Genomic DNA, 26,208 nt, shown 5'->3' on the forward strand with positions numbered 1-26,208 from the left:
TAAAATATAGTTTATATTTTATTTGAAAATAGATGTTTTAAAGCTATCTGTTCTTTGAAGAAGTTTTTTATAAACTTCTTCTTTCAGTTTCAACGTATTGTTCATTGATACTGATTTATTGCTATTGTTATCTGCTTTAAGAGTTTGTGCATCTTTTGTAACAGCATCTTTAAACAATGCAAGAAGTTCATCATAAGATGAAACAGTAGTACCATTTACTTCAAACGTAGTTAAACCTACTTTAGCTTTATCTTTTACTTCTTGGAAGTAAGCTTTTTTGAAATCTTCTAATGTAGAGAATTTACCTCCAGAAATTTTGTTGATTATGTATTTATCACTTAGAACTGAGTGGCCATCCGTTTTAGAGGCTTGTTTATATTTATTAGAAGCATAGCCAAGGAATCCATTTTCATAACCGTAGTAACCCCATAATCTAAATGCATTATGTTTGAATGAAACTGCACCTGGAGCTCCATTACTAGTATTACCTCCATAAATACCAGTCATCATTTTAACACCTACATAAGGAGATTGATCGTGGTAGCTAACTACTTCTGGTTTATAAACACCATTGCCTGGATTACGATTAGTCATTAATTGTTGGTCGACTAAATCATTAACAGATTGAATATTTAAGCTGTCTTTTTCTTCTTTTGATAGATGGCGAATCTTATCCCAATGGTTAAGGTTGTTGCTATCACGGTATTGTTTATCCATTTTCTTGAACCAAGCACCGTTTAAATCTCTATTTTGTTGAGAAATAACAGCTTCTGCTTCGATTTCATCAAGAAGAGTTAACGCATCGTTATAACCTCTCATATAGCGATCGATATCATCTCTTGTTTTTAGAGTTTTTGGATCGGTAATATACCATTGATTTCCATCATTTGGACGTTTAAATACCATATTGATACCTAACGAACCGAACTCATCAGCCCAACTGCTAGGTACTGGAGTTTGTAACATACCTTGAGCAAAAGCTTCAAAGCTAGTTCCTTCACGGCGACCAAAACCACCAAGGTAGATGTGACCATCGTTAACGTGTGTTGTTTCGTGAGTATAAACAGAAATACCATATTCGTCAATCATATTTAGGTAAATATAGTTTACTTCTGTTCTAGTATCATTTGGATTACCATAAATTACAGCATAGGCACCAGCACCATTATTTCCAAAGTGTTTACCGATAGGTCCGAATAATTCACGAAGTGGAGAATATTCATTTTGTTGTCCGTATCTACCGTATTTATCAACCCATCCACCAGGAGCGTTATAACCTTCCCAAAGAGGGATAACTGAGTCTCTTAATAGACGGTTTTTAACATTATCTGCAGCTAGACGATACCAGAAGTCGTAGTAGTTTCTATAACCATCTGCAGCTTTGTCCACCATATCCTTAATATCAGCGAATGATTTTTTACCTAATCTTTCAGCACTACCAAAAGCTATAGCATTGTAGTTAGAAATTAGGTAAATATGTGATTTCTCTATATTAAGTAGAGGAAGAAGAGTTTTTCTAAGGTGAGCACGTTTTAAATTGTCAAATGCTCGATACTTAGCATTTTTAATCGCATCTACTTCTGAAGCACGTTCAGCGATATATACTTTATCTTTAGTTGCATCGATAAACCAATCGTTCATATCTGTAAAGTTTGTAAATAGACTACGATTATAGTTTAAGAATGACTCTAAATGTCCTGACTTCGTAGATTTTGCAAGAACTTCACCAAAGGCTTCGAATGTTCTTGAACCACTAATATAACTTTCTTTAGAACCCATCTCGATAAGTCTGTCTAAAACATCAACATTTTTACCGTAAAAATCAGGTTTAAACAGCATAAGTTCTTTAATATTTACATCGCCAAACTTAACGCCGTAGTAACGATTTAGATAAGTTAAACCTAATAATAGAGCGGCTTTGTTTTTCTCAACTTTATCAAGAATCATCTGTTGAGCTGCTACAGAATTATTCAATTGATGATCTTCGTTTTGAACTAATTTTTCAATGAATACATCAAGATTTCTCTTAACATAATCAAAACTTTCTTCTAAATAAAGGTCTTTTATCGCATTTACCTTGTTATTACCAGTTCTATTTAAATGTTGATAAATTGGCTCTGATTGTAGATCTATTGGACTTAAGATAGCTTTTATACCATTGATAAGATTACTATGATCTTTTTGAACGATATTAGGTGTATATTTAATTCCAAGATCAGTTATTTCATATTCTTTAACGTTAGTTAAGCCAACATTACTTTCAGATAAGTTGAAGTAGTCTTTAGTTCCGTCAGCATAGTGAACGACAATTTTATTTGCAACACTAAGGTTAGCGATGAAATCATTGTTATTCATCGGTGTAACAGAAAGAACTTCTTTTGTATTTAAGTTATGATCTTTAGCAAGTTTATTCGCTTGGTTAACGATATAATCTTTATTATAGAATGGTTGCAGTTTTTCAAGATTTTTGTAAGCTAAACTATAGTCAGCATTGTAATCTTGAATATCTGTATATGCTTTGTTACTAGGTTTGATATTGTTGATAGTGTTCATAGTGTATGCTTCACTTGATAGTGTATCAGCGGTAATATTGAAACCAGCAACTTTTTCATCAGCCTCAGCTTTAGATAAGTGTTTTAATTTGTTTTTGTTTTTATTATCTCGACCAGTACCATCTTCAGAAGAACTATATCCGATAACTCCAAATAAGTTTGATACAAAAGGATTTGCATCGCCATCGTTAACGTCATTTGAACCGAATAGTTCTTCACCTTTAATCACTTTAGCATATGTTACGTTATTTTGAACCGCTCCATATGGCCAAGTTTTAGCAACTATTCCACCAACATATTTAGTATTTTTAACATCAAGAATACCTTTTGCTACAGAGTTTGTTAGTTTTCCTTTTGTTCCTGATAGCCAACTATGTGCTTTATAGTTTACAAAAGGTACTAGCATACTAGCATGTGCATTATTAGCGGTAATAGTGGCATCCACATAAGCTCTATTAACAAATCCCATATAGTTAGAACCAGCAATACCACCTACTGTAGAATCATTCCCAACAGAATTTATTTTACCAATAAATGCGACATTTTCAACTTTTCCATCTTCATGGATATTGTTAACAACTCCGGCAACATTATTTTTACCAGTTATAGAACCAGTAATTTTAACATTTTCGATAGTTGCATTATTTTTTAAATTATTTCCAATAGCAGAGATATTATCTTCTCCAGATCTATCTATCGCAACATTTTCAAAGTTAATATTTTTGATTATTGCATTATTGATATTATTAAACAATGGATGCTCTAGGTCGTGAATAGCATAACGTTTATCCCCGTTACTTAGAAGTTTACCTGTAAATTCTGCTGTAACATAAGATTTGCCAGCAGGTACAACGTTTTTAGCGCTCATACTTTGACCAAGAAGGAATTCACCAGCTGGATTTGCTTGCATAGCGTTTATTAATTCTGCAAAATCATAATAAACATTATCTTCTTTAGTTTTTGGTTTTTCTATATAGTAAGTATATACGTCGCTAAGATTATTACTTGCGTTACGTTGCACTAGGTTGTCAGCAACAGCAGTTACTTTGTATACTTTTTTACCATCAACCTCTGCATCTTCGATATTTTTAACAGCTAATAGTGTTGTTTTATGATCGTTTGATGTAACTTTTAGATAATAATTAGTTAAATCTTGAGGGATAGATGTTAGTCTTGTAGCATCTGATTCAACTTTATTTTCATATTTAATTAAGTCTGTACGTTTAATATCTTTAACTTCTATTTTTTTAGGTTCTAGTAGAATTTTTTCATCAGTAAGAGTTTCTGATTCTTCTCCATTTCCTTGGTTATAAACAATTGTTGTAGATAATGTATATTCTTTATAGAAGTCTAAGTCACTTAAAACAGCATCTAAATTATCTTTTGTTAAATCTACAGTTTTTACAATTTCGTTACCTTTTTTAAGAGTAGCTGTAATAGATTTTACTTCTGCATTAGTAGGATTTTCTAACGTGTATTTAGCCGTAGCACTATGCTCTAATTCGTTTTTATTAGTGTTAACAAATTTTAATACAGGTTTATCAGCAAGTTTTACTAATTTTTCAATAGCTTTTAGCAAGTTTTGAGTAGCTTCGTTTACCGCGTTTTGAGTAGTGTTATTGTCGTTGTTAATAGTATTAGCAGTTGCTAAAGCAGTAGTCAAGTCTGCCCAAGATTGAGTAGTGTAATCATCTTTGTTTTTGCTATTAGCAGTAGCAATAGCGTTTTGCAATGCAGTCTTATCTACAGCTGGTGTTACTTCTTTTGTACCGACAGCAACAATTTTATTAATCGGTTGAGTGGTAATAGAATTATCGACAACTTTACTAGTTTGTACACCGTCAACAGTAGACACTTCAGTTAGAATAGTACGCTCACCATTGACTCCATCACGGACAACTTTCGTTTGACCTTTAGGAAGGGTATCGTCATTTTGTTCGATAGTTTCAAAAGGTATAACCTCTTTAGTAACTTTTAATTCAGGTTTTTCAACAATAGGAACCTTAGGTCCTTCATCCGGAGTTGTTTTATGCTCTGGAGCCGGTGTTACTTCTTTTGTACCGACAGCAACAATTTTATTAACCGGTTGAGTAGTAATAGAATTATCAACAACTTTGCTAGTTTGAACACCATCAACAGTAGACACTTCAGTTAGAATAGTACGCTCACCATTGACTCCATCACGGACAACTTTCGTTTGACCTTTAGGAAGGGTATCGTCATTTTGTTCGATAGTTTCGAAAGGCACAACCTCTTTAGTAACTTTTAGTTCAGGTTTTTCAACAGTAGGAACCTTAGGTCCTTCATCTGGAGTAGTTTTGTACTCAGGTTGGGGTTGTGGATTTGGTTGTGGTGTTGGATTGTTTGGATTTGTTGGATTCGTCGGTTTTTCAGGAACCGTTGGATTTACTTGATTAGGTAGGGTTTTTAAATCACTTTGTGTGAAATAACCAACATAAGAGTACCCATCGATTTTTATTACACCATTTGCCAATTCGTTAGAGTTAGCAATAGTTTTTTGAGTATTATAGCTTACCAACTCTTTATTTTCAAAAGCGAAAGACTCGAACGGCATAACAATACTTTGTCCCATCGCTCCGATTAAAACAACACTAAGTACTTTGTTTCTGTGTTTTTTAGATACTAAAAGAACAACCAGAACAGCAGCACCCACTGCTAAACCTGTTAAAGGAAGAGAGTTTTGCCCGGTATTAGGTAAAGTCTTAATTTCTGATGTAGGTTTAGGATCCTTTTTATAAACCATGTAATATATTTCATTTTCCTTAACATCACTAGGTATATTTTTCTTTATTAAACTTTTTTCTGCATCTGTTAATTCATTTTCAGCTAAATATGTATAATTAACAATTGTATTTTCATTTGCTAAAACTTCACTTGGCATATAACTTCCAAAAATCAAAGCACTGATAACGACAGGTGCAGCACCAAGAGATAATTTTCTAATAGAAAATTTTAAAATCTTATTGTTATTTTTATTTTTTATTTTCATAAAAATTGTTCTCCTTTCTATAAATGTATAGACTATATAATTCTATCAAAAAAGCTAGTTTATTACAATTAATTAAAGAGGGAGAATGAGTTTATCTTTTGAGGTTTTATGGCTAAGAAATTATAAATATGTTTGATGATTTTAAGTAAAAGTTATAATGATTAACAAAAAAATACAACTGTATTATTTTCGTAAAAAATGTGGGTAGTAATATTTGTTACAACTTAATATTTACATCTTCTAGAAAAAAAGCATTAATAAAATTAATGGATATTTTATTTAACAACGATTATAGTGATTTATTGTTTTATAAAAAGTGCTAACAAAGACGGCGAGGTTCTTCTGTAAGAGTTCGGAATTATTGAAATAGTTGCGGTGATAAAGAAAGTGTGATATAATGTAATAAATAGTTGTAATAGTACAGTTAAAACAAGTAAAATATAAATTACAATTAAAGAAAGGATGATTTATTATGGATGGAGACAAGACCAAGCTTAAAACCAAAAAAAAGAAAGAGGCTACAGTAGTTAAAAAAGCAATAAGCCTAGAAACATTTGTCTTTTTAGCAGTATTCTTTTTAATCTTCGGTTTAATGGCGCGTAAGATGGGAACACCGCTAATGTTTAAAACAATGATGGCAACGGCTCACGACTTACTGTTGAATACAGTGTTTTTCATAATGGCTATGGCTGTTATTGCTGGAGCAATTAGCGCACTGTTATCAGAATTTGGAGCAATAGCGCTTATCAACAAAATATTTGCTCCGTTGATGAGACCTCTTTGGGGTATGCCAGGTGCTAGTGTAACCGGAGCAATAGCGACTTATTTATCAGATAACCCAGCTATTATTCCTTTTGCCAAAGATAAACGTTTTGTAGCGTTTTTCAAAAAGTACCAAGTACCCGCACTTTGTAACTTAGGGACAGCGTTTGGTATGGGTCTTATTGTAACGATGTTTATGATGGGGCAAGGAGCTGGCTTCGTAAAAGCAGCAATTATAGGGAATGTTGGAGCAATTATAGGAAGTATAATAAGTGTTCGCTTGATGTTAAGACATACAAGAAAATACTACGGGGATGAAGCGGATGAACCGATGGTAGAATCAAACGAAACAGACGAATTGATGGATAAAGTAAGAATAATCCGTGATGGAAATATGTTTCAACGAGTACTAGATACAATATTAGAAGGTGGAAAAACTGGGGTAGAAATGGGGATGGCAATTATTCCGGGTGTACTTATCGTTTGTACATTCGTTATGATGTTAACGTTTAAAATGCCTGCTGACGGATATACAGGAGCAGCGTATGAAGGTGTTGGATTCCTACCTTGGTTAGGAGAAAAATTAACATTTATTCTTGAACCATTATTTGGTTTCAAATCTGCAGAAGCAATAGCTTTCCCAATTACAGCTTTGGGAGCAGTAGGGGGAGCAATTTCTCTAGTGCCAGAATTTTTAAAAAATGGTCTTATTGGACCGAATGACATTGCCGTATTTACAGCGATGGGTATGTGTTGGAGTGGATACTTAAGTACGCATATCGGTATGATGGATGCTTTAGGAGTGCGTAAACTTTCATCAAAAGCGATAGTTTCTCATACTATTGGGGGTATCGTTGCGGGGATTGTAGCCCACTATCTATTCTTATTACTGGGATAGATAAAAATAATTAAATATATTAAAAAAGGCCGAGTACAATACTGTACTGGGTCTTTTGATAGCTATATATCAACCTATAATAAAAAACTAAATTTTGATAAACGCTAAAATTTATAGTATAATTAACAAAAATTAATAAAGAAAAATATTAATCTAACTTTACTACAGAATGTTAGAGAATAGTTTTCAAAAGAAAGTAATTTAGTTGGGAAAAACTTGCAAGAAAGACAAGGGGAAGAAGATGGAAAATTACAATAATGATAAAAATACATATATTAAACGTATGAATAAAACAGCCCTATCAAAATTTGATGTACTAAAACCATATTTAAAGAAAAAAACTAAAGTGCTTGATTATGGTTCAGGAATATCGCCCGATTTTATTAGAAGTGTTCAGCAAACAGGTGCAAAATATTATGCTTATGATATTTCACCCACAGTACAAAATGAGTTAGCCAATTTAAATATAGATGTTATAACAGATGAAAATTTAGCGAAAAGCAAAGAGAAATATGATATCATTTTTATGTCAAGTGTATTTCATGAAATAATAAGCTATATGTCTCGACCTGAAAGAACAAAGGTATTAAAACAAATACATCGAAATTTGAAAAAAGATGGAAAACTTATTATAAGAGACTGGGCGAATAAAAATTCTGATATACCATATACATTACATGTGAAAAATGAAAAAGTTAGTAAAGAAGTGGATAGATGGGTAAAAAAACTTAAAGAAAATTCAATTATACAAAATGTTGAAAAATTTGATAATAAAGAATATCAAACAACAGAAAAAGAGGCTTATGAATTAGTATTTCATGTAGTATGGGGATTGCAATCTCTAGAAAGAGAAAGTAAAGAAGAATATAATATCCATGATTATTTGGAAAAATGGTTGCTCAAACCGTTAAATTTTAAAATTTCTAGTATAATAGAAGAAAAAGATGAGAGTTATCTACAGTATTTACAGAAATATTTTAAATTAAAGGAAGTACCTTTTTATACAAAATGTATACTAATATTAGAAAAAGAAGAGATATAATAGTAAATAATAAAGGGTGTAAATTAATTACACTCTTTTTTGTATAATTATACATTTTTATAAATATATGTTACCTCTAGAACAGAATAAAATATTTTAAATATAGAAATAAAGAATATTATATCTGCCGTTGCATAGTAACTATTTCAGGAGTATAATAAAATTAGAAAAGTATAAGGAGATAATACATGGAAAGATTTAAAAGTATTAGTTTTTACTATACGTTATTATTGATGTTTTTTATTTCTATGGCGGCGAAATATCTAGCACAGGTTCCGACATTAAAATTATTTGGACATTTGGTAATAGCTTTAGTAATAGGAATGGTATTACAGATGTTTACTGGATTAAAGGAGCAGGTAAAAGGAGAGATTCCTTTTATCAGTAATAAATTTTTGCGTCTAGGAATTATTTTATTAGGATTCAAACTAGCTTTGGATAGATTGCTTTCAGAAGGTAAGAAAACTTTAGTTTTGGCATTTTTTATAGTCTTATTTATGATTTTACTGACTTATTATATGTGCCGACTTTTCAAAGTAGATCATGAATTAGCTTTGCTTTCAGCGTGTGGTTGTGGTATTTGTGGAGCAGCTGCAGTTATGGGTGTTAGCGGACAATTACGCGCCAAAACTGACAATAGTGTTCTTGCTGTCGCGGTTGTAGCGATACTTGGGACGGTGTTTACGCTAATAGAAGTAGCGTTAAAACCGTATTTAAACCTAGAACCTTATAATTATGGCGTGTTTACCGGAGGAAGCCTTCATGAAATAGCTCACGCTGTTGCTGCGGGAGGAGCGGGAGGTCAAGTTGCACTTGATACAGCTATACTGACGAAGTTATCTCGCGTTCTTATGTTGATAGTAGTAGCTATAGTCCTTGTTGTGATTAATCGTCGTTCAAATAGTGATGCTCAAGGGAAAATGCCGATGCCTTACTTTATTTTAGGATTTATAGCCATGAGTATATTAGGAAGTTATGTAAGTTTCTTAAAACCATTAACCCCTTATTTAGTAGATGCAGCATATATATTTTTAGGTATGGCGATGGCGTCTTTAGGAATGAGTGTTAACTTCAAAGTTATTAAAGAACGCGGTTTGCGTGTTTTTACAGCGTGCTTTTTATCATCGGTTATTCTTATGATAGCATGTTATTTAGTAGCTAAATTTATATTTTAACCATTAACCTTTTAGAATTAATTAGAGTTATCTAAAAATGATAATTTAATATGAATTCTAAAGGGTTATTTTCTTATATCATTTTTAAAATAGCTAAATAATTGGTATAATATAAAGAAAGATAACGTTAACAAAATATCTAGAAAATAATAAAGAGAAAAAAACATTTAACAAAAAAGATGTTAAATTAAGGAGGGCAAAGTTATGACAATTACACAATTATTAGGAATAAAATATCCTGTTTTTCAAGGTGCGATGGCTCAAATCGCACGCTATGAACTTGCTAGTGCAGTTTCTAATGCAGGAGGATTAGGGATATTAGCTTCTGGAGGAATGAGTCCGGAAGAACTACGTGAGCAAATAAAAAAATGTAAAGAACAAACGACAAAGCCTTTTGCGGTTAACTTAATGCTGATGATGCCTAATATCAACGAAATAATAGATGTTGTTATTGAAGAAGGTGTTAAAATAGTTACAACAGGAGCAGGAACTCCAAGAAAATTTATGCCACGTTTAACAGAAGCTGGAGTTAAAGTTATTCCAGTAATTCCATCGGTAAAAGCAGCAAAAAAAATGGAAGAATTAGGTTGTGCTGCTGTTGTTGTTGAAGGAATGGAAGCAGGAGGTCATGTTGGAACAAGTACAACTATGGCGCTTTTACCACAAGTAACAAAAGCGGTAAATATTCCTGTGATTGCTGCTGGGGGTATTGCTGCTGGTCGAGGTGTTGCTGCTGCATTTTGTTTAGGAGCAAGTGGAGTTCAAATGGGAACAGTCTTTTTAGCTACACACGAATGTCCAATTTCAATAGAGTATAAGAACTTAATTGTAGAAGCAGATGACACATCAACAACATTAACAGGAATGAAATTTGGAGCACCGGTTCGTGGTATAAAAAATGAATTGACAAAAAGATATCATGAATTAGAAGCACAATCGTCAACATTGATGGAATTAGAAGAATTAACACTAGGTTCTTTAAGAAAAGCTGTCTATGATGGTGATGTAGAAAATGGTTCAGTTATGTCTGGCCAAATAGCAGGACTTGTCGATGAAATTCGTTCAGTAGAACAAGTGATAGTCGATGTTTTAGAAGAAGCAAAAACAACGTTAGCAAATGTAAGAATAGATTAATAAATAGTTGAGTTTTGCAAGAAGATAGCTAGCCACAGGTTGTCTGAATATTATATTTGTTATATAAATTTATTACGGAGGGGTTAGTTATGATAGATCAAAGAAAAAAACAAGTATCTTTTTTCTCTGCTTTCGCTGATTTTTTAGGGGATTTGTAGACTTTAAAGGATATACATCTATAAGAGGTCATTGGTTTCCGGTAGGAATAATAGGGATACTTTTTCTTGCTATAGACGGGGTATTTACTTATGTTTTCTATTTTCCGTTTGTAGCGATAAAAGAACGCTTAGATGCAGGTGGAGATATAGGAGTCCCTCGTGAACAAAGTATTCTAGAATTAAGAGACATAACATTTTGGGGATTAGTTTTACTTGTAGTTTTGGTTGTTTTAGCTATTCCGATAACAGCGAGTTTTACGCGACGCTTGCGTGACATTGGATTTACATCAATCTCTATAATCCTGTTAATTATATTGTTTTATACTCTGAATTTCTTTCCGATAGATATAATAACAATTTTTTATAATATTATATTTGTTTTTGTGCTAATGACTTTGAAAACTAATTTATTAGAAACAGATTCCGATTCTGATCTTATAAAAATTTTCTTTCGCTCAACAAATTAAAAAACGCTCATAATTAAAAATAAAACCACTCAAAAAAGCAATTATTTTGCTTGTTTTTGAGTGGTTTTTGCTTGAGTTTGATTGAAATGCTGTAGTATATTAAGTATAATGAATTTGGGAGTCAAGGAGAAGAAAAAAATGGTAAATGAAAGACAGAAAAGAATTTTAAACTTGTTAGAAGAGCGAGGATCACTTAGTCTACATGAGCTTATAGATTATTGTGAGGTATCTGAGGCAACAATCAGAAGAGATTTAACAAGCTTAGAAGAAAAGAACTTATTATATAGAACTCATGGTGGAGCGATGAAGCGTACTTCAGCAAGAGGAAGTGAGATAGGTGTTGAGGCAAAACGCACGGAGTTTTTACCAGAGAAAAAAGAAGTAGCAAAGTATCTTTGTAAAAATGTAGTTCAATCAGGGCAGACTATTTATCTTGATGCAGGGACATCTACTTATGAAATGATTGATTATTTGCGTGATAGAAAAATAACTGTCGTAACAAATTCTACCTATCATTTGCCACGACTTATTAATAATAAAATACATACTATTATATTAGGTGGAACTTTGAAACATTCCACACAAGCTGTAATTGGTCATACAGCGATTGAACAATTGAAAAATTATAGTTTCGATATGTGTTTTGTTGGTTGTAATGGCATTGATGAAAATTTTGGTATAACTACTGCGGATGAGAATGAGGCTTTTATAAAAACTGCAGCGATAAAAAATAGTAAGAAAAAATATATTTTGGCAGATAAAAGTAAGTTTGATCACCGCAAGTTTCACAAGTTTGCGGACTTAGAAGAAGTAACAATCGTAAGTTACGATGCACCAGAAAACTATGAAAAATACGCTAATATATTAATAGTAAAAGATAAGGAGGAAGCATAGATGTATTATACAATAACTTTAAACCCAGCAGTAGATATGCTTACAAAAGCTAGTAACTTCAGCCTTGGAAAATTAAATAGAACGCAAGAAGCGAAGTATGTAGTCGGTGGGAAAGGTATAAACATTTCGATATTATTGAATAATATAGGTGAAAAAACAAAAGCACTAGGTTTTGTTGCAGGTTTTACAGGATATTTCATTAAATCAGAATTAGATAAATTAGATATAGAACATGACTTTGTTGAAACTCTTGGAACGACCCGTATTAATATGAAGCTTACTACCGATACTGAAACGGAAATCAACGGTCAGAGTAGTGCGGTGAACTCAGAAAACATCACAGAATTTTTTGCAAAACTAGATGTTTTGACGACAGAAGATGTAGTTTTCTTATCAGGAAATGTTATTGCAGGAATGGAACTCGAAGATTTCAAGAAAATTGCAGAAAAAGTAGCGGATAAAGGAGCTACTTTGGTAGTTGATAGCAACAAAGATTTGGTGTTGGACACCTTACAATACAAACCATTTGTTGTTAAACCAAATGAATTTGAACTAGGAGAAATGTTTGGAATAACACTAAACGGTTTGGAAGAAATCCTAGTTTATGCTCGAAAATTACAAGAGTGTGGTGCTCAAAATGTTCTTGTTTCACGTGGAGCAAAAGGAGCAATATTATTAACTGAAAATGACGAAGTATTGGAAGTTAATGTTGCAGAAGGTAAAATTGTCTCAACGGTAGCGGCAGGAGATAGTATGCTGGCGATGTTTGTAGCTAAATATAATGAGACGAAAGATTATGCAGAAGCATTGAAATATGCCTCAGCAGCAGGAGGGGCAACATCGTTTTCTGTTGGCGTAGGTAGCAAGGAATTAATAGAAGAGTTGCTACCACAAATCAAGGTAAAGAAATTAAAATAAGAAATTAAACTTTGAAAAGGAAAGTTAACTAAAGTTTATAAACTATAAAAGATATTACCTTGGAAATATACATAATTTAAAGGTCAGGTAGACTATCATAAAATATTAAGGAGAATTAAAATGAAATTAACTGATGTTATCAATTATGACTTAATACAATTTAATTTTAGTGCGGAAGATAAAAAAGAAGCATTAGATAAACTTACTACGATGTTAGTAGATGAGAAAGTTATCGAAAATAAAGATAATTTCTTAAAAGCGTTGCTTGCTCGTGAAGCTCAATCAACTACAGGAGTAGGAGAAAATGTTGCGATTCCTCATGCAAAGAGTGCTGATTTTGACAAAGCGATGATTATTTATGCAAAAAGTAATGATGGTGTTGAGTGGGAAAGTTTTGACGGACAACCAGCAAAACATATCTTTATGATTTGTGCGCCAGATGGTGGAGCGGATGAGCATCTTAAAGCTCTTGCATCGTTATCTCAAGCGCTGATGGACTCAGAGGTGAAAGCTGGATTAGAAGCAGTAACTACAAAAGAAGATGTAGAAAAAGTCTTTACAGATTTCGTAGCAAAAACTCAACCAGAAAAAGAAGAAGTAACAGCTCCAAGTGGAGAGAAACCTTATATTATTGCTGTAACAGCTTGTCCAACAGGGATTGCTCATACATTTATGGCTGCAGAAAAAATCAAAGAAACAGCTAAAGCAATGGGCTTAGATGTAAAAGTAGAAACTAATGGTCAAATCGGTATAGAAAACAAACTTACAAAAGAAGATATCGAAAGAGCAGCGGGAATTATCGTAGCAGCTGATAAAAAAGTAGAGGTGGCACGTTTTGATGGGCGCCCAACTATTATGACAAAAGTTGCAGACGGAATTAACAAGCCACAAGAACTTATCCAAACTATTTTAGATGGAAAAGCGCCAATATACAAACACGATGGGGCGGCTGATTCACAAGAAACAGATGCAGAAGGAGAAAGTTTAGGACGTAAAATTTACAAACACCTAATGGAAGGTGTAAGTAATATGTTACCATTCGTAGTAGCAGGTGGTATTTTAATTGCACTGTCATTTATTTGGGGTATTAACTCGTTTAATCCAGAAGACCCAACATACAACAAATACGCAGAAGTATTATTCTACTTAGGTAAAATTTCATTTAGTATGATGTTACCGATTCTTGCAGGATTTATCGGGCGTAGTCTGGCGGATAGACCTGGGTTTGTAGTAGGTATGGTCGGTGGTATTTTAGCTGATCCAAGTATTTTGGGACTGAAAAGTGATATTTTAGCTTATACTCCATCAGGATTTTTAGGAGCGTTAGTAGCAGGGTTCTTAGCGGGCGGTATTATTAAAGTTCTTAAAATGGCAACAAGTTGGATGCCACGATCATTAGATGGAATTAAACCAATCTTCTTATTCCCAATCTTAGGTTCTCTAATTATGGGAATCGCAATGATTTATGTTATTAACGCGCCGATGGCGGCAGTTATGACAGGATTACAAGACTTCCTTACAGGATTAAATGGAAGTGGTAAATTTATCCTTGGATTCGTAGTAGCTGCGATGATGGCTATCGATATGGGAGGCCCAATCAACAAAGCATCTTATGTTACAGGAACAGCGTTATTAACAGCAGCAGGAACAGCTGGAAGTGATGTTATGGCAGCAGTAATGATTGGTGGTATGGTTCCACCATTAGCAATAGCAATCTCAGCAACTATTAATAAAAATATTTGGCCAAAAGCACAACGTAGTGGAGCATTAGTGAACTATGTAATGGGATTAGCCTTTATCACAGAAGGGGCTATTCCGTTCGCGGCAAGTAATCCATTACGTGTTATTCCACCATTATTCCTATCAAGTGGTGTCGCTGGAGCATTGAGTATGACTTTCGGTGCAGTATCAAAAGCACCTCATGGTGGTATTTTTGCAATAGCGGTAGGTGCAGTAAGTAATTGGACAATGTACTTATTAGCGTTAGCGCTAGGTTCAGTATTAGGAGCGATCTTACTAATTGTTTCGTTAAACTTAGGAAAAAAAGTAGAAAAATAATATAAATATAGAAAACAACACCGAGGTATAGAACTTCGGTGTTGTTTTTTTGTGCGATGAAAAATATTTAGGCACTTTTGTATAGAAACAGCTTATATATTTCTTTTATTCTTTTGAACAACCTATAGCATGTAGAAAGGGATAGATTTAAATTTTAGATGTTGTCTTTATGTCCTGAGTTTTCTTGAAATCTTCTAGGAAAGCTAATTCCTGTTCTGTTAAAATAGATTTCAAATAAGAATTAAGATCGACTTCTAAAATATCTCTATCGTTATTGCAAGAATGAAGTAGGGTATTATCAGAAAAATCGATAGGAACACTTTTTTCTTTGTTTCTACGACGTATTTCATCAATAAGTTTTCGTTTTATAACTGTTAGTGCAAATTTATCAAAGTCGTAAGCTTCTATGCCACCATCTTCTAGTATAAGAAAGCTTACAAGAAGCCCCTCTAAACCAAAGCTATAAAATTCCTGATGTAATGACTTTGGTATTTTGACTTTGTATAAACCTTTATTTATTAGTTCTTTTTTCTCCCTAGCAAGAATATTAAAACGTTCTTCTTGCTCTTTAGACAAATAATAATTTTTTTTAATTTCTTTCATCATAATTACTCCTTTTGATATATATCCTTGTGTTAAAAAACGTTAAAAAAAGCTCATGTTTTATTCATATATAACGCCTCCTGTTACTAAAATTAATTTTCTAATTTTATTGTAGCACAAACACTTTTTCTTTTCCATACTCTATATGTATTTTATTGATAACTATATACATAAAAATACTGGAAAATATAAAATAAATAATATAAGATTTTTCGTCGGGAAGACACAGAATAAAACGGGTTTTTAAGAAAAAATATATTGTAAAATATATAAAAACTTTTAAAATATATTTTTTTAAAAATTTTTTTGTAATAAGATTAAAAATATCTAAAAAAAGAAGAGGAGGAGATTAAAATTGGAAATAAGAAAAAAATATCTATACCGCTGATTACATAACTATTTCTACAAGATTGATTTTTCACATTAATCTTAGAAATTTTTTTAGTGGTATAGATATTTATAGTTTAAGCGAATTTGCTTGTAATAGTGCTTGGTATACGTTTATATACTCGAAGTGTTACAAAGAATAAAACTGTAACTAAGATACCTTTAAGAAGGTTGAAAGGAATAATTCCTGCGGTAACGATGACTTTTACATTTTTTACTATATCTGTTAAATCCATAATATAACCATAAGCAGGTAGGAATACAAAGTAATTAAGCAGAGCCATAAAGATGGTCATAGTGATTGTTGCTAGAACTCCGCCGATAATAATTTTTAGCGTACCTTTTTTATAAAATAAAACGATAATGCTAAGGAAGATAAACTCCACAACGATATTGGCGATAGATCCCACAGGCTCGTGCGAGATTAGTACAATGTGTAAAAAGTTTTTTAACAGAGATACTAATATAGCGTGTTTGTAGTTCATCAATAGCAACGCCATAAATAGCGGAATAAAAGTAAAATCAAATTTTAGAAATGGTGGCAGAAATGGCACAGCAAAACTAAAAAAAGATAGAAGTAGTGCAATAACGGCAAGTAGCCCACTTAAAACAAGTGAATGAGTATTTTTTTTATACATATTGTCCTCTTTCCATCTTCAAAAGGCGTAAAAATAACCGCAATAACGTTGTGAATGGTGCTGATACTTTTAAATTTTTAGCTAAGTTAGGAACTTTAGAAAGTAAGACTTACTGGCTTTTTAATTTAAAATAAAAACACCACTTTAAAACATTTAAAGCGGGACATAAAGGTATGGATATTTTATAGAGTGTAGAGGACAATAATTTGATAAATAGACTAGCAGGCTAGTGGGTTAGGTATATCGAAATAATTGTTTTAATCTACAACTAATAAAATATATTTTCCGTATCTTCTATCATCCAGACTGTACTGTCGGTTTTGGAATTTCACCAAATCAGCTTACGCTCGCGGACTATAACCGCCGGTCGGGAATTTCACCCTGCCCCGAAGATAATTAAATTTTATAGTTCCATTATAAACTGCTCTCATATAAATGTAAAGGAAAAAGCTTTTCAAAAAATTACTAGAAATAAACAATGGTTTAGCTAGATATTATAAAAATAATTACTCGTATATTAAGAGAATATGAAAAAAACCAGAACTACTAATTTTTAGAAGTTCTGGTTTTTGTTATTTATTCTACTGTAACACTTTTTGCTAGGTTACGAGGTTTATCGACGTCTAATCCGCGTGATACAGCTGCGTAATATGCAAATAGTTGAGTTACGACGATACTTGCGATAGGAGCAAGATCTTCGTTAACATTAGGGATAGCGTAATCACCTTTGCGCGCTAATTTTTCTAATGTAATTATTAGGGTATTAGCTCCACGGCTAGCTACTTCGCTAACATTACTACGTGTATTAAGGTCTAATTTTGTATTAGTAATAAGTGCGACTACCGGAGTTTTTTCCTCGATAAGAGCAATTGTTCCGTGTTTTAGTTCTCCACCGGCAAAGCCTTCAGTCTGAATATAAGAAACTTCTTTCAGTTTAAGTGCAGCTTCACAAGCGCTGTAATAATCAGTTCCACGACCAATATAGAATGCATTGCGCTCTGTAAATAAATCTTTTGCTAAATCTTTAATAGTTTTAGTATCGTCTAAAATAGATTCAATAGCTGATGTAATTACTGATAGTTCTTGTTCGATATCGAATTTTGGTTGTTTATTGAGTTGTCGCGCTACTTCATAAGCTAAAATACTTAGTGTTGCGATTTGTGCTGTGTATGCTTTTGTAGATGCAACAGCAATCTCAACACCTGCATGAAGTAGTAATGTATAATCACATTCACGAGCTAATGTAGAAGCATCCACATTAGTTAATACTAAAAACTTATAGTCAGAGTTTACACTGCGTAATTTCGTTAATACTGCACGAAGATCTGCTGTTTCTCCTGATTGTGATAGGAAGATAAACATAGGTTTTTTAGAAAGAAGCGGCGCATTGTATGCAAATTCTGACGCAAGATGCACTTCAGCAGGAATACCTGCCCATCTTTCAAAATAAGCACGCCCCACTAAACCAGCATTATAACTTGTTCCACAACCGATAATGTAAAGTCTATCAGCTTCTTTTACATTATTAATAATATCATCGTCTATATTAACGTTGTGCCCATCAAAGTAGTGAGAAATAATATTACGCATAGCTCCTACTTGTTCATTGATTTCTTTAATCATGTAGTGTTCATGGATACCTTTGTCGATTTCCCCAGCGTTTAGATTAGTAGAGAAGCTGTCGCGATTTATTACATTTCCATCTTTATCTTCAATAGTTACGCTATCTTTTTTAACAATAACTATTTCTCCGTCGTTAATTTCTAAAAAGTCGTTAGTGTATTTAATCATCGCAAGAGCGTCACTTCCGACAAAATTTTTCTTTCCATCTCCAAGTCCAATTAATAATGGACTTTTATTTTTTGCCACATACAAAGTATCAGATTCTTTAGTATCGATTAAACAAAGTGCATAAGAACCTTGTAATTTTGATACTGCTTTTTTGAATGCTTCTTTAGTACTCATTCCACGATCGCTATAAACTTGAATAAGTTGAACGATAACTTCAGTATCAGTTTCGGAAACAAGGTCTACTCCTTTGAAGAATCTATCTTTTAATTCTTGGAAGTTTTCGATAACACCGTTGTGAACTAGAACAAAGCGTTTGTTAAAGCTTTGATGAGGATGTGAGTTAGTAACGTTAACTCCACCGTGAGTAGCCCAACGTGTATGACCAATTCCAAGTTCAATGTGAAGATCATCTGGAATAAGAGCTTCTAGGTTTTTAATACGACCTACTGCTTTAGTAACTTTTGCTTCGCCATTAACAACTCCAGCAATTCCTGCTGAATCGTAACCACGATATTCAAGGCTGCTAAGCCCATCAATCAAAAATTTAACTCCATTTGTTTCTCCAACAAATCCTACAATACCACACATATAAAAAATTCCTCGCTTTTTTCTTTAATAATTGATTTAAAAGATATAATTACTGATTTTACAAGGTAAACTTAATAAAAAGTTAAAAGTGTTTTGCGAAATCTTAACAAAATTCAAAAGATAAACAGCAAAAAATTTACAACAGTCTAAAAGTATAGACTATTCCCTGCAATGATAATTAGTAACAATCTTAAAATTAAGAGATAATAATGATTTTGTAGAATAAATTTTAAATTTAATATTAAATATTTATAAGAAAATTACTTTTTTCGAAAAGAAAACTTAGATAAAAAGTTATTTTCAAAATATTTAATTTTATTTCAAAGAAATACTCCGTTTGTACATTATTTAACGAAACTCTTAAATTCCGAAAAAGCATCCGCCGAATTTTCGATAACTTTTTCCCTCGTCAACTAAGCTCGGTTTAATCGTTAGAACTTAGTTCGGGCGCTATAACTATAAAAAACAAACCTCCTAGTATATTATCTACATTATTATACTAAATGAAAAGGTTTATGTAAATTGATTTGATATTTATTTGTTTTAAAAAAAGGAGTAAATTTTGAAATAATGTGGTGGGAAGAGAACAGATAACAAAAGCTTCTAAACGCCTGAAATAGCTTTTTATATAGGGGTTTAGCTGTAAGCTGAGAGCAAAATAATAACTCTGGAAATAGAATTGTTTCCAGAGTTAAGTATTAAATATTTAATTGTTAATTTTTAGTTTCTACCGATTTCATTAGCGTTTTTAGCTGCTTCAGGAAGATCGATGCTAGTTACTTTATTTACATTTGAATAACTAGTATTTTGAGTTATTTTCATTGTAGTAGGGTTCGCTGCATTCTTAGTGGCGATTTCCATCGTTGTTTCATTGCTGATAGGTATAAAATCTTTACTTACAACAAGTTTGATAGTAACGTTTTTGAAATCTACGTTGTTAAATGCATTGGCATTTACCACTTGTCCACCAGAAGAGTTAGCAATAGCAACTATAAGCTCTTTGAACTGATCACCGTTACCGCTATATGTAAGAACATAGTTGCCTTTTTCTTCAGCTATTTTAAAATCTTTAGCAATTTTTTTGTAGAACTCCATAACTTGTTCAGAGTTAGCAAGTTTTTTAAGATTTTCAAATTGAGCAGTTATATTATTATTAGAACTTTTTACCCAAGTATCTTGTCCGGTAGCTTTTGCATATGCAACATTGTCTTTGATGTACATTTCTAACGTTTGAGTTTTATCTTGAGCTTTAATCTCAGTAGTAGCATGCATAGTGAATGGTTCCAAGATTAGAGATCCTGACACTTTGTTTTCTATTTTTTGAGTTTGATCTCCTACAATTATCTCAGAAATGTTAGAAGAGACAAATTCTGTATTTTTCAGATTTTTAGATGCCTCGTTAGTTTTATTGATAGCTTCTTCAGCAGTTACTTTAGTACCACAAGCAGAAAGAGTTATAGTAAGTAATACTGCAGCAACAATTAAAAGATATTTTCTTATTGATTTCATGATATCACCTTTCCTTATAAAGTAATTTAAAAATTAAATTGATATCCATATTCTAACATAAAACAAAATATATTACTAGATAAATTAATATTTATACGCTAAGTATATATAATTAATACAGTGAATGATAGTTTAAAGCTACTCTTAAGAAGAAATTTCCCCTCTGAAAATACTTCTATTTTCAGAGGGGATTAAATAATTTTAGAGTTGTATTTCAAATTTACCCTTAGCATTTTTAACTTCTTCAGGGAGATCAATGCTATTTACTTTATTCACATTAGAATAAGTAATTTTTTGTGTTATTTTCAAAGTTTTAGCTTTTGGTATTATTTTACTAACAACCTCCATTGTCACTTCGTTGCTAATAGGGGTGAAATCTTTAGAGATAACATACTTAATATTAACGCTTTTAAACTCTACATCTTTAACTGAATAAGGGTTTAACTGTCTAGCGGAAACCTCAACAAGAGAAGTTGCAAAATCAGAAAATTGATCGCCGCTACCACTATATGTAAGAACATAAGTATCATTCTCTTTAACTAGTTTGAAATCTTTAGTGACTTTTTTATAAAATTCCATTCTTTTTTCGGTTTTAGAAATATTTTGATACCTCTCAAATAGATAGCTAGAATATAAGTCTTTTTTCCAAGGTTCACTTCCTACTTTTTCATAAAGGGCTTTACCTTGGATATATAATTCAAATGAAGTTGGTTTGTCAGCCTTAGCTTCGACAGAAGCGTGTATAGAAAATGGCTCATTAATAATAGTTCCCGTAATAGTAGCTTCTTTTTTATGCGGATCTTTACCGGTAATATATTCAGAAGTAGTAAAGGATTTAAATTCTGTATTTTTAATGTTTTTGCTTATCTCTGCTGACTTGTTAATAGCTTCTTCAGCTGTTACGTTTTTACAAGCAGAAAGAGTCACAGTAAGTAATGCCGCAGCAATAATTAAAATATATTTTTTTATTGATTTCATGAAATCACCTTTCTCTGTAAAATTAGTTATTTTATATTCATAATCTTAACATAAAATAAAATATATTACTAGATAAACTTATATTTTTATGATAATAGATATACAAAGTATATATATTATTGTACAGTATTTAAGTAAAAAATAATAGCTCTAGAAGTAAGGTTAATTCTAGGGCTATTATTAAATTAATTGTTATGATGTTTTTTTGATTTCCTTAGCATTTTTAGTTGCTTCAGGCAGATCAATACTATTTACTTGATTGATTTTTGAATAAGTAACACTTTGAACTAATTTCAATGATGTAGGTGTTGATGAATTCTTTTTAGCGATTTCCATTGTTACTTCATTGCTAACAGGGTTGAAATCTTTACTTACAACAAGTTTGATATTAACGTTTTTGAATTCTATGTCATTAAAAGCTTTTGCATTTAATTGTCCACCAGAAGACTCAATAAGAGAATTCATAAGGTCTTTAAATTGATCTCCATTACCACTATATGTAAGAACATAATTACCATTTTCTTCAGTCATTTTAAAATCTTTAGCATTTTTTTTGTAAAATTCCATTGCTTTCTCAGAATTAGTAATCTGTTTATAACTTTCGAATCTTGAAAGGAATTTAGAGTCTGAGGTTTTTAACCACGGCTCTCTTCCATCGTTTTTGGCATAAAGAACATTATCTTTGATATACATATCTAACGAAGTTGTTCTTGTAGATTTGATTTCAGTATTAGCATGTATAGCAAGAGGTTCATTAATTACAGCACCTGTTATTTTAGCTTCTATTTTTCTCGTTTTGTCACCAGAAGTAGATTCAGTACTAACAATAACTGAAAACTCTGTATTTTTAATGTTTTTACTAGCTTCTGCTACTTTATTAAGAGCTTGTTCTGGTGTTACTTTACTACAGGCAGAAAGAGTTATAGTAAGTAATGCCATAGTAATAATTAAAATATATTTTTTTATTGATTTCATGATATCACCTTTCTCCATAAAATAATGTATAAATTAAATTTAGATATTTATTTTATATTATTTATTTTATACACATATTTTAACATAAAATAAAATGTATTACTAGATGAGTCAATATTTTATATTAGAAGCTACTATAAATAATATATCTTTTATTAAGTAAAAATAATAACTCTGAAAATAATTTTATTTTCAGAGTTAATTATTAAACATTTTAGCGTGAAATTTTATTGATTTCTTTAGCGTTTTTAGCTTCTTCAGGAAGATCAATACTATTCACTTGATTAATTTTTGCATATGTAATGGTTTGAATTAATTTTAATGTTTCAGGATTTGATGTGCTCTTGCTAGCGATTTCCATTTTCACTTCACCACTAACAATATTGAAATCTTTAGTTACAACATACTTAATATCAACATTCTTAAAGTCTACATTGTTAATGGCTTTAGAGTTTAATTGTCCTCCAGAAGACTCCGAAAGAGCTGTCATAAGCTCTTTAAATTGGTCTCCGCTACCATTATATGTAAGAACATAATTACCATTTTCTTCAGTTATTTTGAAATCTTTACCAAGTTTTTTGTAAAAGTCCATTACTTTATCAGAACTAGTAATTTGTTTATACTTTTCAAATTGAGAAAGTAATTTAGGATCAGAGCTCTTTAACCAAGCGCTACTATCGCCGTTCTTAACATAAATAACGTTATCTTTGATATACATATCTAATGAAGTTTTTCTTGGAGATGTAATATCAGTTTTAGCGTATAGAGCTAATGGGTCAGAAATCATGGTACCTGAAACTTTAGCTTCTGTTTTTCTTGTTTGATTATTAGAAGTAAACTCAGTAGTAACGTTAGAAGTAAATTCTGCGTTTTTAATGTTTTTGTTAGTTTCTGCTACTTTATTAATAGCTTCTTCAGCTGTTACTTTAGTACCACAAGCAGAAAGACTTATAGTAAGTAGTGCCACAGCAATAATTAAAATATATTTTTTTATTGATTTCATGATATCACCTTTCTTTGTAAAAAAATTTATAAACTATATATTTATTCTATATAACTTATTTTATAAACATATTCTAACATAAAATAAAATATATTGCTAGATAAACTATAAACCCATTACAAAAAGTATAGAAATAGATAAATTCAGAAAATATATAAAAATTGTTGACATATATCAATGATTGATATATAATTATATCAAAGATAAATATATCAATTATGGATATATATGCTATGATTTATAATTTAAGGGTGCATAAGATTTTGTGCTAGTTAAACCTATATGTTTTATAATCAAGAGAAGGAGGCGATAAAGTATGGCGAAGGCAAGTCCTTATGAAAGTGGCGAGCTGACAGACAGTATATTTTTTACTCTATTAGTTTTAACTAAACCTATTCATGGGTATATGATAATGCAAAAAGTTGCTGAGATTACCAATAATAGTATTATTATTGGGCCAGCAACAATGTATACTACGCTGGGGAAAATGGTTGGAGTGAATTGGATAGAAGAAAAGGATATAGACAATTCTAAAAAAGAGTATCACATAACAAAAAAGGGTTATGAAGTGCTGATGAAAGACTTTGAAAAAAGGGAGTTTTTACTAAATGTCGCTGATAATCTTTTAAGAGGTGGATATCATGAGTAAATATAAAATAGTTCATGCTTTTGCATTAAAGAATAGCCAATTTTTAAAAAGATTGGAATATTATAGCTCACAAGGGTGGCACTATAAAAAGTGGTTGGTATTTTTTATAGTACTTGAAAAGGGAGAGCCAAAAAACTATAGGTATGAATTAGTTTATGATAGAAAGTTTACAAAAGAAAAACAAGAATTTTATCAAGCTAATGGTTGGAAGTTAATAAGAAATAGCTTTTTTTGGCAAATATTAAGAGGAGAGTCTAATGCAGTAGATTTATATACCGATAATATAGGAGAAGTAGAAATGTGGAAATATCGTCTAAAATTCACGTTAAAACTAAATTTAATATGTATTTTTATTACTATATTGATTTTGTTAGGGAGTGAATATAGCGTTATGGAAGGCCATATATTTAAATTTATTCAAGGAATGTTTTGTGGTGGAACAACAGCATTAGTATTTTTAAACATTTACTTTTATATTAAATACAAAATAGCTGAGAAAGGAGAGGATTAGGTGACGAAGTACAAATATATAACGATATGGACTAGTTACGATAAGGTTGAACAAAAAATGACAGAACTTAGTCAAGAAGGGTACGAGTATGATAGTTGTTATTTTGTAATCGTAAGAATGAAAAAAACAAATACTAAGCCAAAAAAGTACAAGTTCATCTATGATAAAAACTTCTCGCCTGAGATAACAGAGTATTATAAGGCTAGTGGGTGGCGTCTTCACAAAATTAAGTTAACATATTTTCTAAGACTTGCAGAAGGAGATGAAAACTCTTATCCGATTTTTAGTGATGACGAAACTGAATACGAAATTATCAAATATAGAGTTTTTAGATTTTTTTACATGTTTATTATTGGTCTTTTGTTAGCAGGTTTTTCGAATAGGGTAGATAGTTATATAGGTGAGACAGCAGGGAAGGTCGTTACAGCTTTATGTAGTGGACTTGGCGGCTTTGGTTTGGGAGGATTAATGATTTTTATACCAAAATTTTTAAAACTTAGACGAGCGTGTAAGAAAAATATTGACGGGAGTTAAAGGTTTATATTATAAAAGATTTTAAATAAATTATTTAAAAATATAATGTATAAATAAAAAGGAGAATAACTATGATATTAGAATTTAGAAATATAGAAAAGAGCTTCGGGGATAAAAAAGTTCTTAAAGGAATTAATTTCACAGCGAAAAGTGGAGTAGCAAATGGATATTTGGGGCGTAATGGTAGTGGTAAGACTACAAGTTTTAGAGTTTTACTTGATATTTTCAAGCCGGATAAAGGAGAAATCTTACTTGACGGAAAACCTCTTGACCACAGCAAAGTAAAAATCGGATATCTACCTGAAGAACGTGGCATGTACGATGGTGTTGGATTGGTAGACCAGTTGGCTTACTTCGGAATGCTAAAAGGTATGACGAAAAAAGCTGCTAGAGATGAAGCAAAAAAATGGCTAGACTTTTTTGAGTTAGAAGATAATAAACAAGCTTTGAAAACTTTGTCAAAAGGGAACGCTCAAAAAATTCAAATTATCCAAAGTGTTATGAATGATCCTGATATATTAGTTTTTGATGAGCCGTTTAGTGGTTTAGACCCAGTTAACGTAGGGAAGTTAAAAGAGATTATAACAGAGTTTATCAAAAAAGATAAACTTGTAATCTTCTCGTCTCATCAAATGCCAGTTGTAGAAACATTTTGCGAAGATATTAATATTTTGGAGCAAGGGGAAATTGTTTTAAGTGGAAACTTAGACTATATTAAAAAACAACTTGGTCATGGGAAAATGATTTTAAGCGTTAGTAATTTAGAAAAAGAAGAGTTGCTTGCTAATTTAAAATCTATTCCAATGGGAATAGAATACAGCTTAGTACCGGAGGGAGTACTTCTTGATTTTAAAGAAGAAGGCGCTAAGAAAGAGTTGCTTGCTAAATTATCAGGAAGTAGCTTTAATGTAGAAGAATTTAAACTTTATAAACCATCATTGGAAGAAATCTTTGTAAGTCAGGTAGGTAAATAA

20 protein-coding genes and 1 riboswitch are annotated in these 26,208 nt (G+C 31.6%); of the genes, 11 read left to right on the forward strand and 9 right to left on the reverse strand.

The features are described 5' to 3' along the window. Positions 1-18: 18 nt before the first annotated feature. Positions 19-5,562: a ZmpA/ZmpB/ZmpC family metallo-endopeptidase gene (locus DQN46_RS00110; protein WP_111742566.1), complete on the reverse strand. Its 5,544-nt coding sequence runs from the start codon at positions 5,560-5,562 to the stop codon at positions 19-21. Between the two features lie 472 nt (positions 5,563-6,034). On the opposite strand from DQN46_RS00110, the gene DQN46_RS00115 reads away from it, so the two are divergent. The 4 genes from DQN46_RS00115 to DQN46_RS00130 all read left to right on the forward strand — a co-directional run bounded on the left by DQN46_RS00115 (position 6,035) and on the right by DQN46_RS00130 (position 10,573). Further along, positions 6,035-7,222 carry a CD0519/CD1768 family membrane protein gene (locus DQN46_RS00115; RefSeq protein ID WP_111742567.1) on the forward strand — a complete coding sequence of 396 codons (1,188 nt, stop codon included), beginning with the start codon at positions 6,035-6,037 and terminating at the stop codon, positions 7,220-7,222. Between the two features lie 241 nt (positions 7,223-7,463). Beyond that, positions 7,464-8,264, forward strand: coding sequence for a class I SAM-dependent methyltransferase (locus tag DQN46_RS00120; RefSeq protein WP_111742568.1), 801 nt, complete (start codon positions 7,464-7,466; stop codon positions 8,262-8,264). A 188-nt stretch (positions 8,265-8,452) separates the two neighbouring features. Beyond that, on the forward strand, positions 8,453-9,439 hold the full coding sequence (locus DQN46_RS00125; RefSeq protein ID WP_111742569.1) for a YeiH family protein: 987 nt from the start codon (positions 8,453-8,455) through the stop codon (positions 9,437-9,439). Between the two features lie 204 nt (positions 9,440-9,643). After that, positions 9,644-10,573 carry a nitronate monooxygenase gene (locus tag DQN46_RS00130; protein WP_111742570.1) on the forward strand — a complete coding sequence of 310 codons (930 nt, stop codon included), beginning with the start codon at positions 9,644-9,646 and terminating at the stop codon, positions 10,571-10,573. 255 nt (positions 10,574-10,828) lie between these two features. Here the strand turns inward: DQN46_RS00130 and DQN46_RS08520 are convergent, their stop codons facing one another. Continuing rightward, positions 10,829-11,008, reverse strand: a complete 180-nt coding sequence (locus tag DQN46_RS08520) for a hypothetical protein (protein WP_145961390.1) — start codon at positions 11,006-11,008, stop codon at positions 10,829-10,831. A 328-nt stretch (positions 11,009-11,336) separates the two neighbouring features. Here DQN46_RS08520 and DQN46_RS00135 point away from each other — a divergent pair, with 328 nt between their 5' ends. From DQN46_RS00135 to DQN46_RS00145, 3 genes are all read left to right on the forward strand, one after another. After that, positions 11,337-12,092, forward strand: coding sequence for a DeoR/GlpR family DNA-binding transcription regulator (locus DQN46_RS00135; RefSeq protein ID WP_111742571.1), 756 nt, complete (start codon positions 11,337-11,339; stop codon positions 12,090-12,092). Further along, complete coding sequence (locus tag DQN46_RS00140; protein WP_111742572.1) at positions 12,093-13,010, forward strand: 1-phosphofructokinase family hexose kinase; 918 nt, start codon at positions 12,093-12,095, stop codon at positions 13,008-13,010. Positions 13,011-13,130: 120 nt separating this feature from the next. Beyond that, a complete protein-coding gene (locus tag DQN46_RS00145; protein ID WP_111742573.1) occupies positions 13,131-15,068 on the forward strand; it encodes a PTS fructose transporter subunit IIABC in 1,938 nt (645 codons plus the stop codon). 147 nt (positions 15,069-15,215) lie between these two features. Here DQN46_RS00145 and DQN46_RS00150 read toward each other — a convergent pair whose 3' ends face one another. From DQN46_RS00150 to DQN46_RS00180, 7 genes are all read right to left on the reverse strand, one after another. After that, entirely contained in the window at positions 15,216-15,674 is a 459-nt protein-coding gene (locus tag DQN46_RS00150) for a sigma-70 family RNA polymerase sigma factor (protein WP_170120617.1), read from the reverse strand. Between the two features lie 461 nt (positions 15,675-16,135). Further along, complete coding sequence (locus DQN46_RS00155) at positions 16,136-16,696, reverse strand: ECF transporter S component (RefSeq protein ID WP_111742575.1); 561 nt, start codon at positions 16,694-16,696, stop codon at positions 16,136-16,138. A gap of 285 nt (positions 16,697-16,981) precedes the next feature. Continuing rightward, positions 16,982-17,094, reverse strand: a riboswitch (FMN riboswitch). A gap of 178 nt (positions 17,095-17,272) precedes the next feature. Then, positions 17,273-19,075 (reverse strand): glutamine--fructose-6-phosphate transaminase (isomerizing), encoded by a 1,803-nt coding sequence (glmS, locus tag DQN46_RS00160; protein WP_111742576.1) that lies wholly within the window; start codon positions 19,073-19,075, stop codon positions 17,273-17,275. A gap of 720 nt (positions 19,076-19,795) precedes the next feature. Continuing rightward, on the reverse strand, positions 19,796-20,584 hold the full coding sequence (locus DQN46_RS00165) for a DUF6612 family protein (RefSeq protein ID WP_111742577.1): 789 nt from the start codon (positions 20,582-20,584) through the stop codon (positions 19,796-19,798). Between the two features lie 201 nt (positions 20,585-20,785). Further along, entirely contained in the window at positions 20,786-21,562 is a 777-nt protein-coding gene (locus tag DQN46_RS00170; protein WP_111742578.1) for a DUF6612 family protein, read from the reverse strand. A 192-nt stretch (positions 21,563-21,754) separates the two neighbouring features. Then, a complete protein-coding gene (locus DQN46_RS00175) occupies positions 21,755-22,537 on the reverse strand; it encodes a DUF6612 family protein (RefSeq protein WP_111742579.1) in 783 nt (260 codons plus the stop codon). A 214-nt stretch (positions 22,538-22,751) separates the two neighbouring features. After that, entirely contained in the window at positions 22,752-23,540 is a 789-nt protein-coding gene (locus DQN46_RS00180; RefSeq protein ID WP_111742580.1) for a DUF6612 family protein, read from the reverse strand. Positions 23,541-23,856: 316 nt separating this feature from the next. Here DQN46_RS00180 and DQN46_RS00185 point away from each other — a divergent pair, with 316 nt between their 5' ends. From DQN46_RS00185 to DQN46_RS00200, 4 genes are all read left to right on the forward strand, one after another. Further along, positions 23,857-24,189: a PadR family transcriptional regulator gene (locus DQN46_RS00185; RefSeq protein ID WP_004633875.1), complete on the forward strand. Its 333-nt coding sequence runs from the start codon at positions 23,857-23,859 to the stop codon at positions 24,187-24,189. Continuing rightward, a complete protein-coding gene (locus DQN46_RS00190) occupies positions 24,182-24,700 on the forward strand; it encodes a DUF2812 domain-containing protein (protein WP_004633876.1) in 519 nt (172 codons plus the stop codon). The genes DQN46_RS00185 and DQN46_RS00190 overlap by 8 nt, the downstream gene beginning before the upstream one ends. Beyond that, complete coding sequence (locus tag DQN46_RS00195) at positions 24,701-25,234, forward strand: DUF2812 domain-containing protein (RefSeq protein ID WP_111742581.1); 534 nt, start codon at positions 24,701-24,703, stop codon at positions 25,232-25,234. It begins immediately after the preceding gene. A gap of 71 nt (positions 25,235-25,305) precedes the next feature. Then, complete coding sequence (locus DQN46_RS00200) at positions 25,306-26,208, forward strand: ABC transporter ATP-binding protein (protein ID WP_111742582.1); 903 nt, start codon at positions 25,306-25,308, stop codon at positions 26,206-26,208.

It is taken from the genome of Gemella morbillorum (assembly GCF_900476045.1).
GTDB classification, from domain to species: Bacteria; Bacillota; Bacilli; order Staphylococcales; family Gemellaceae; genus Gemella; species Gemella morbillorum.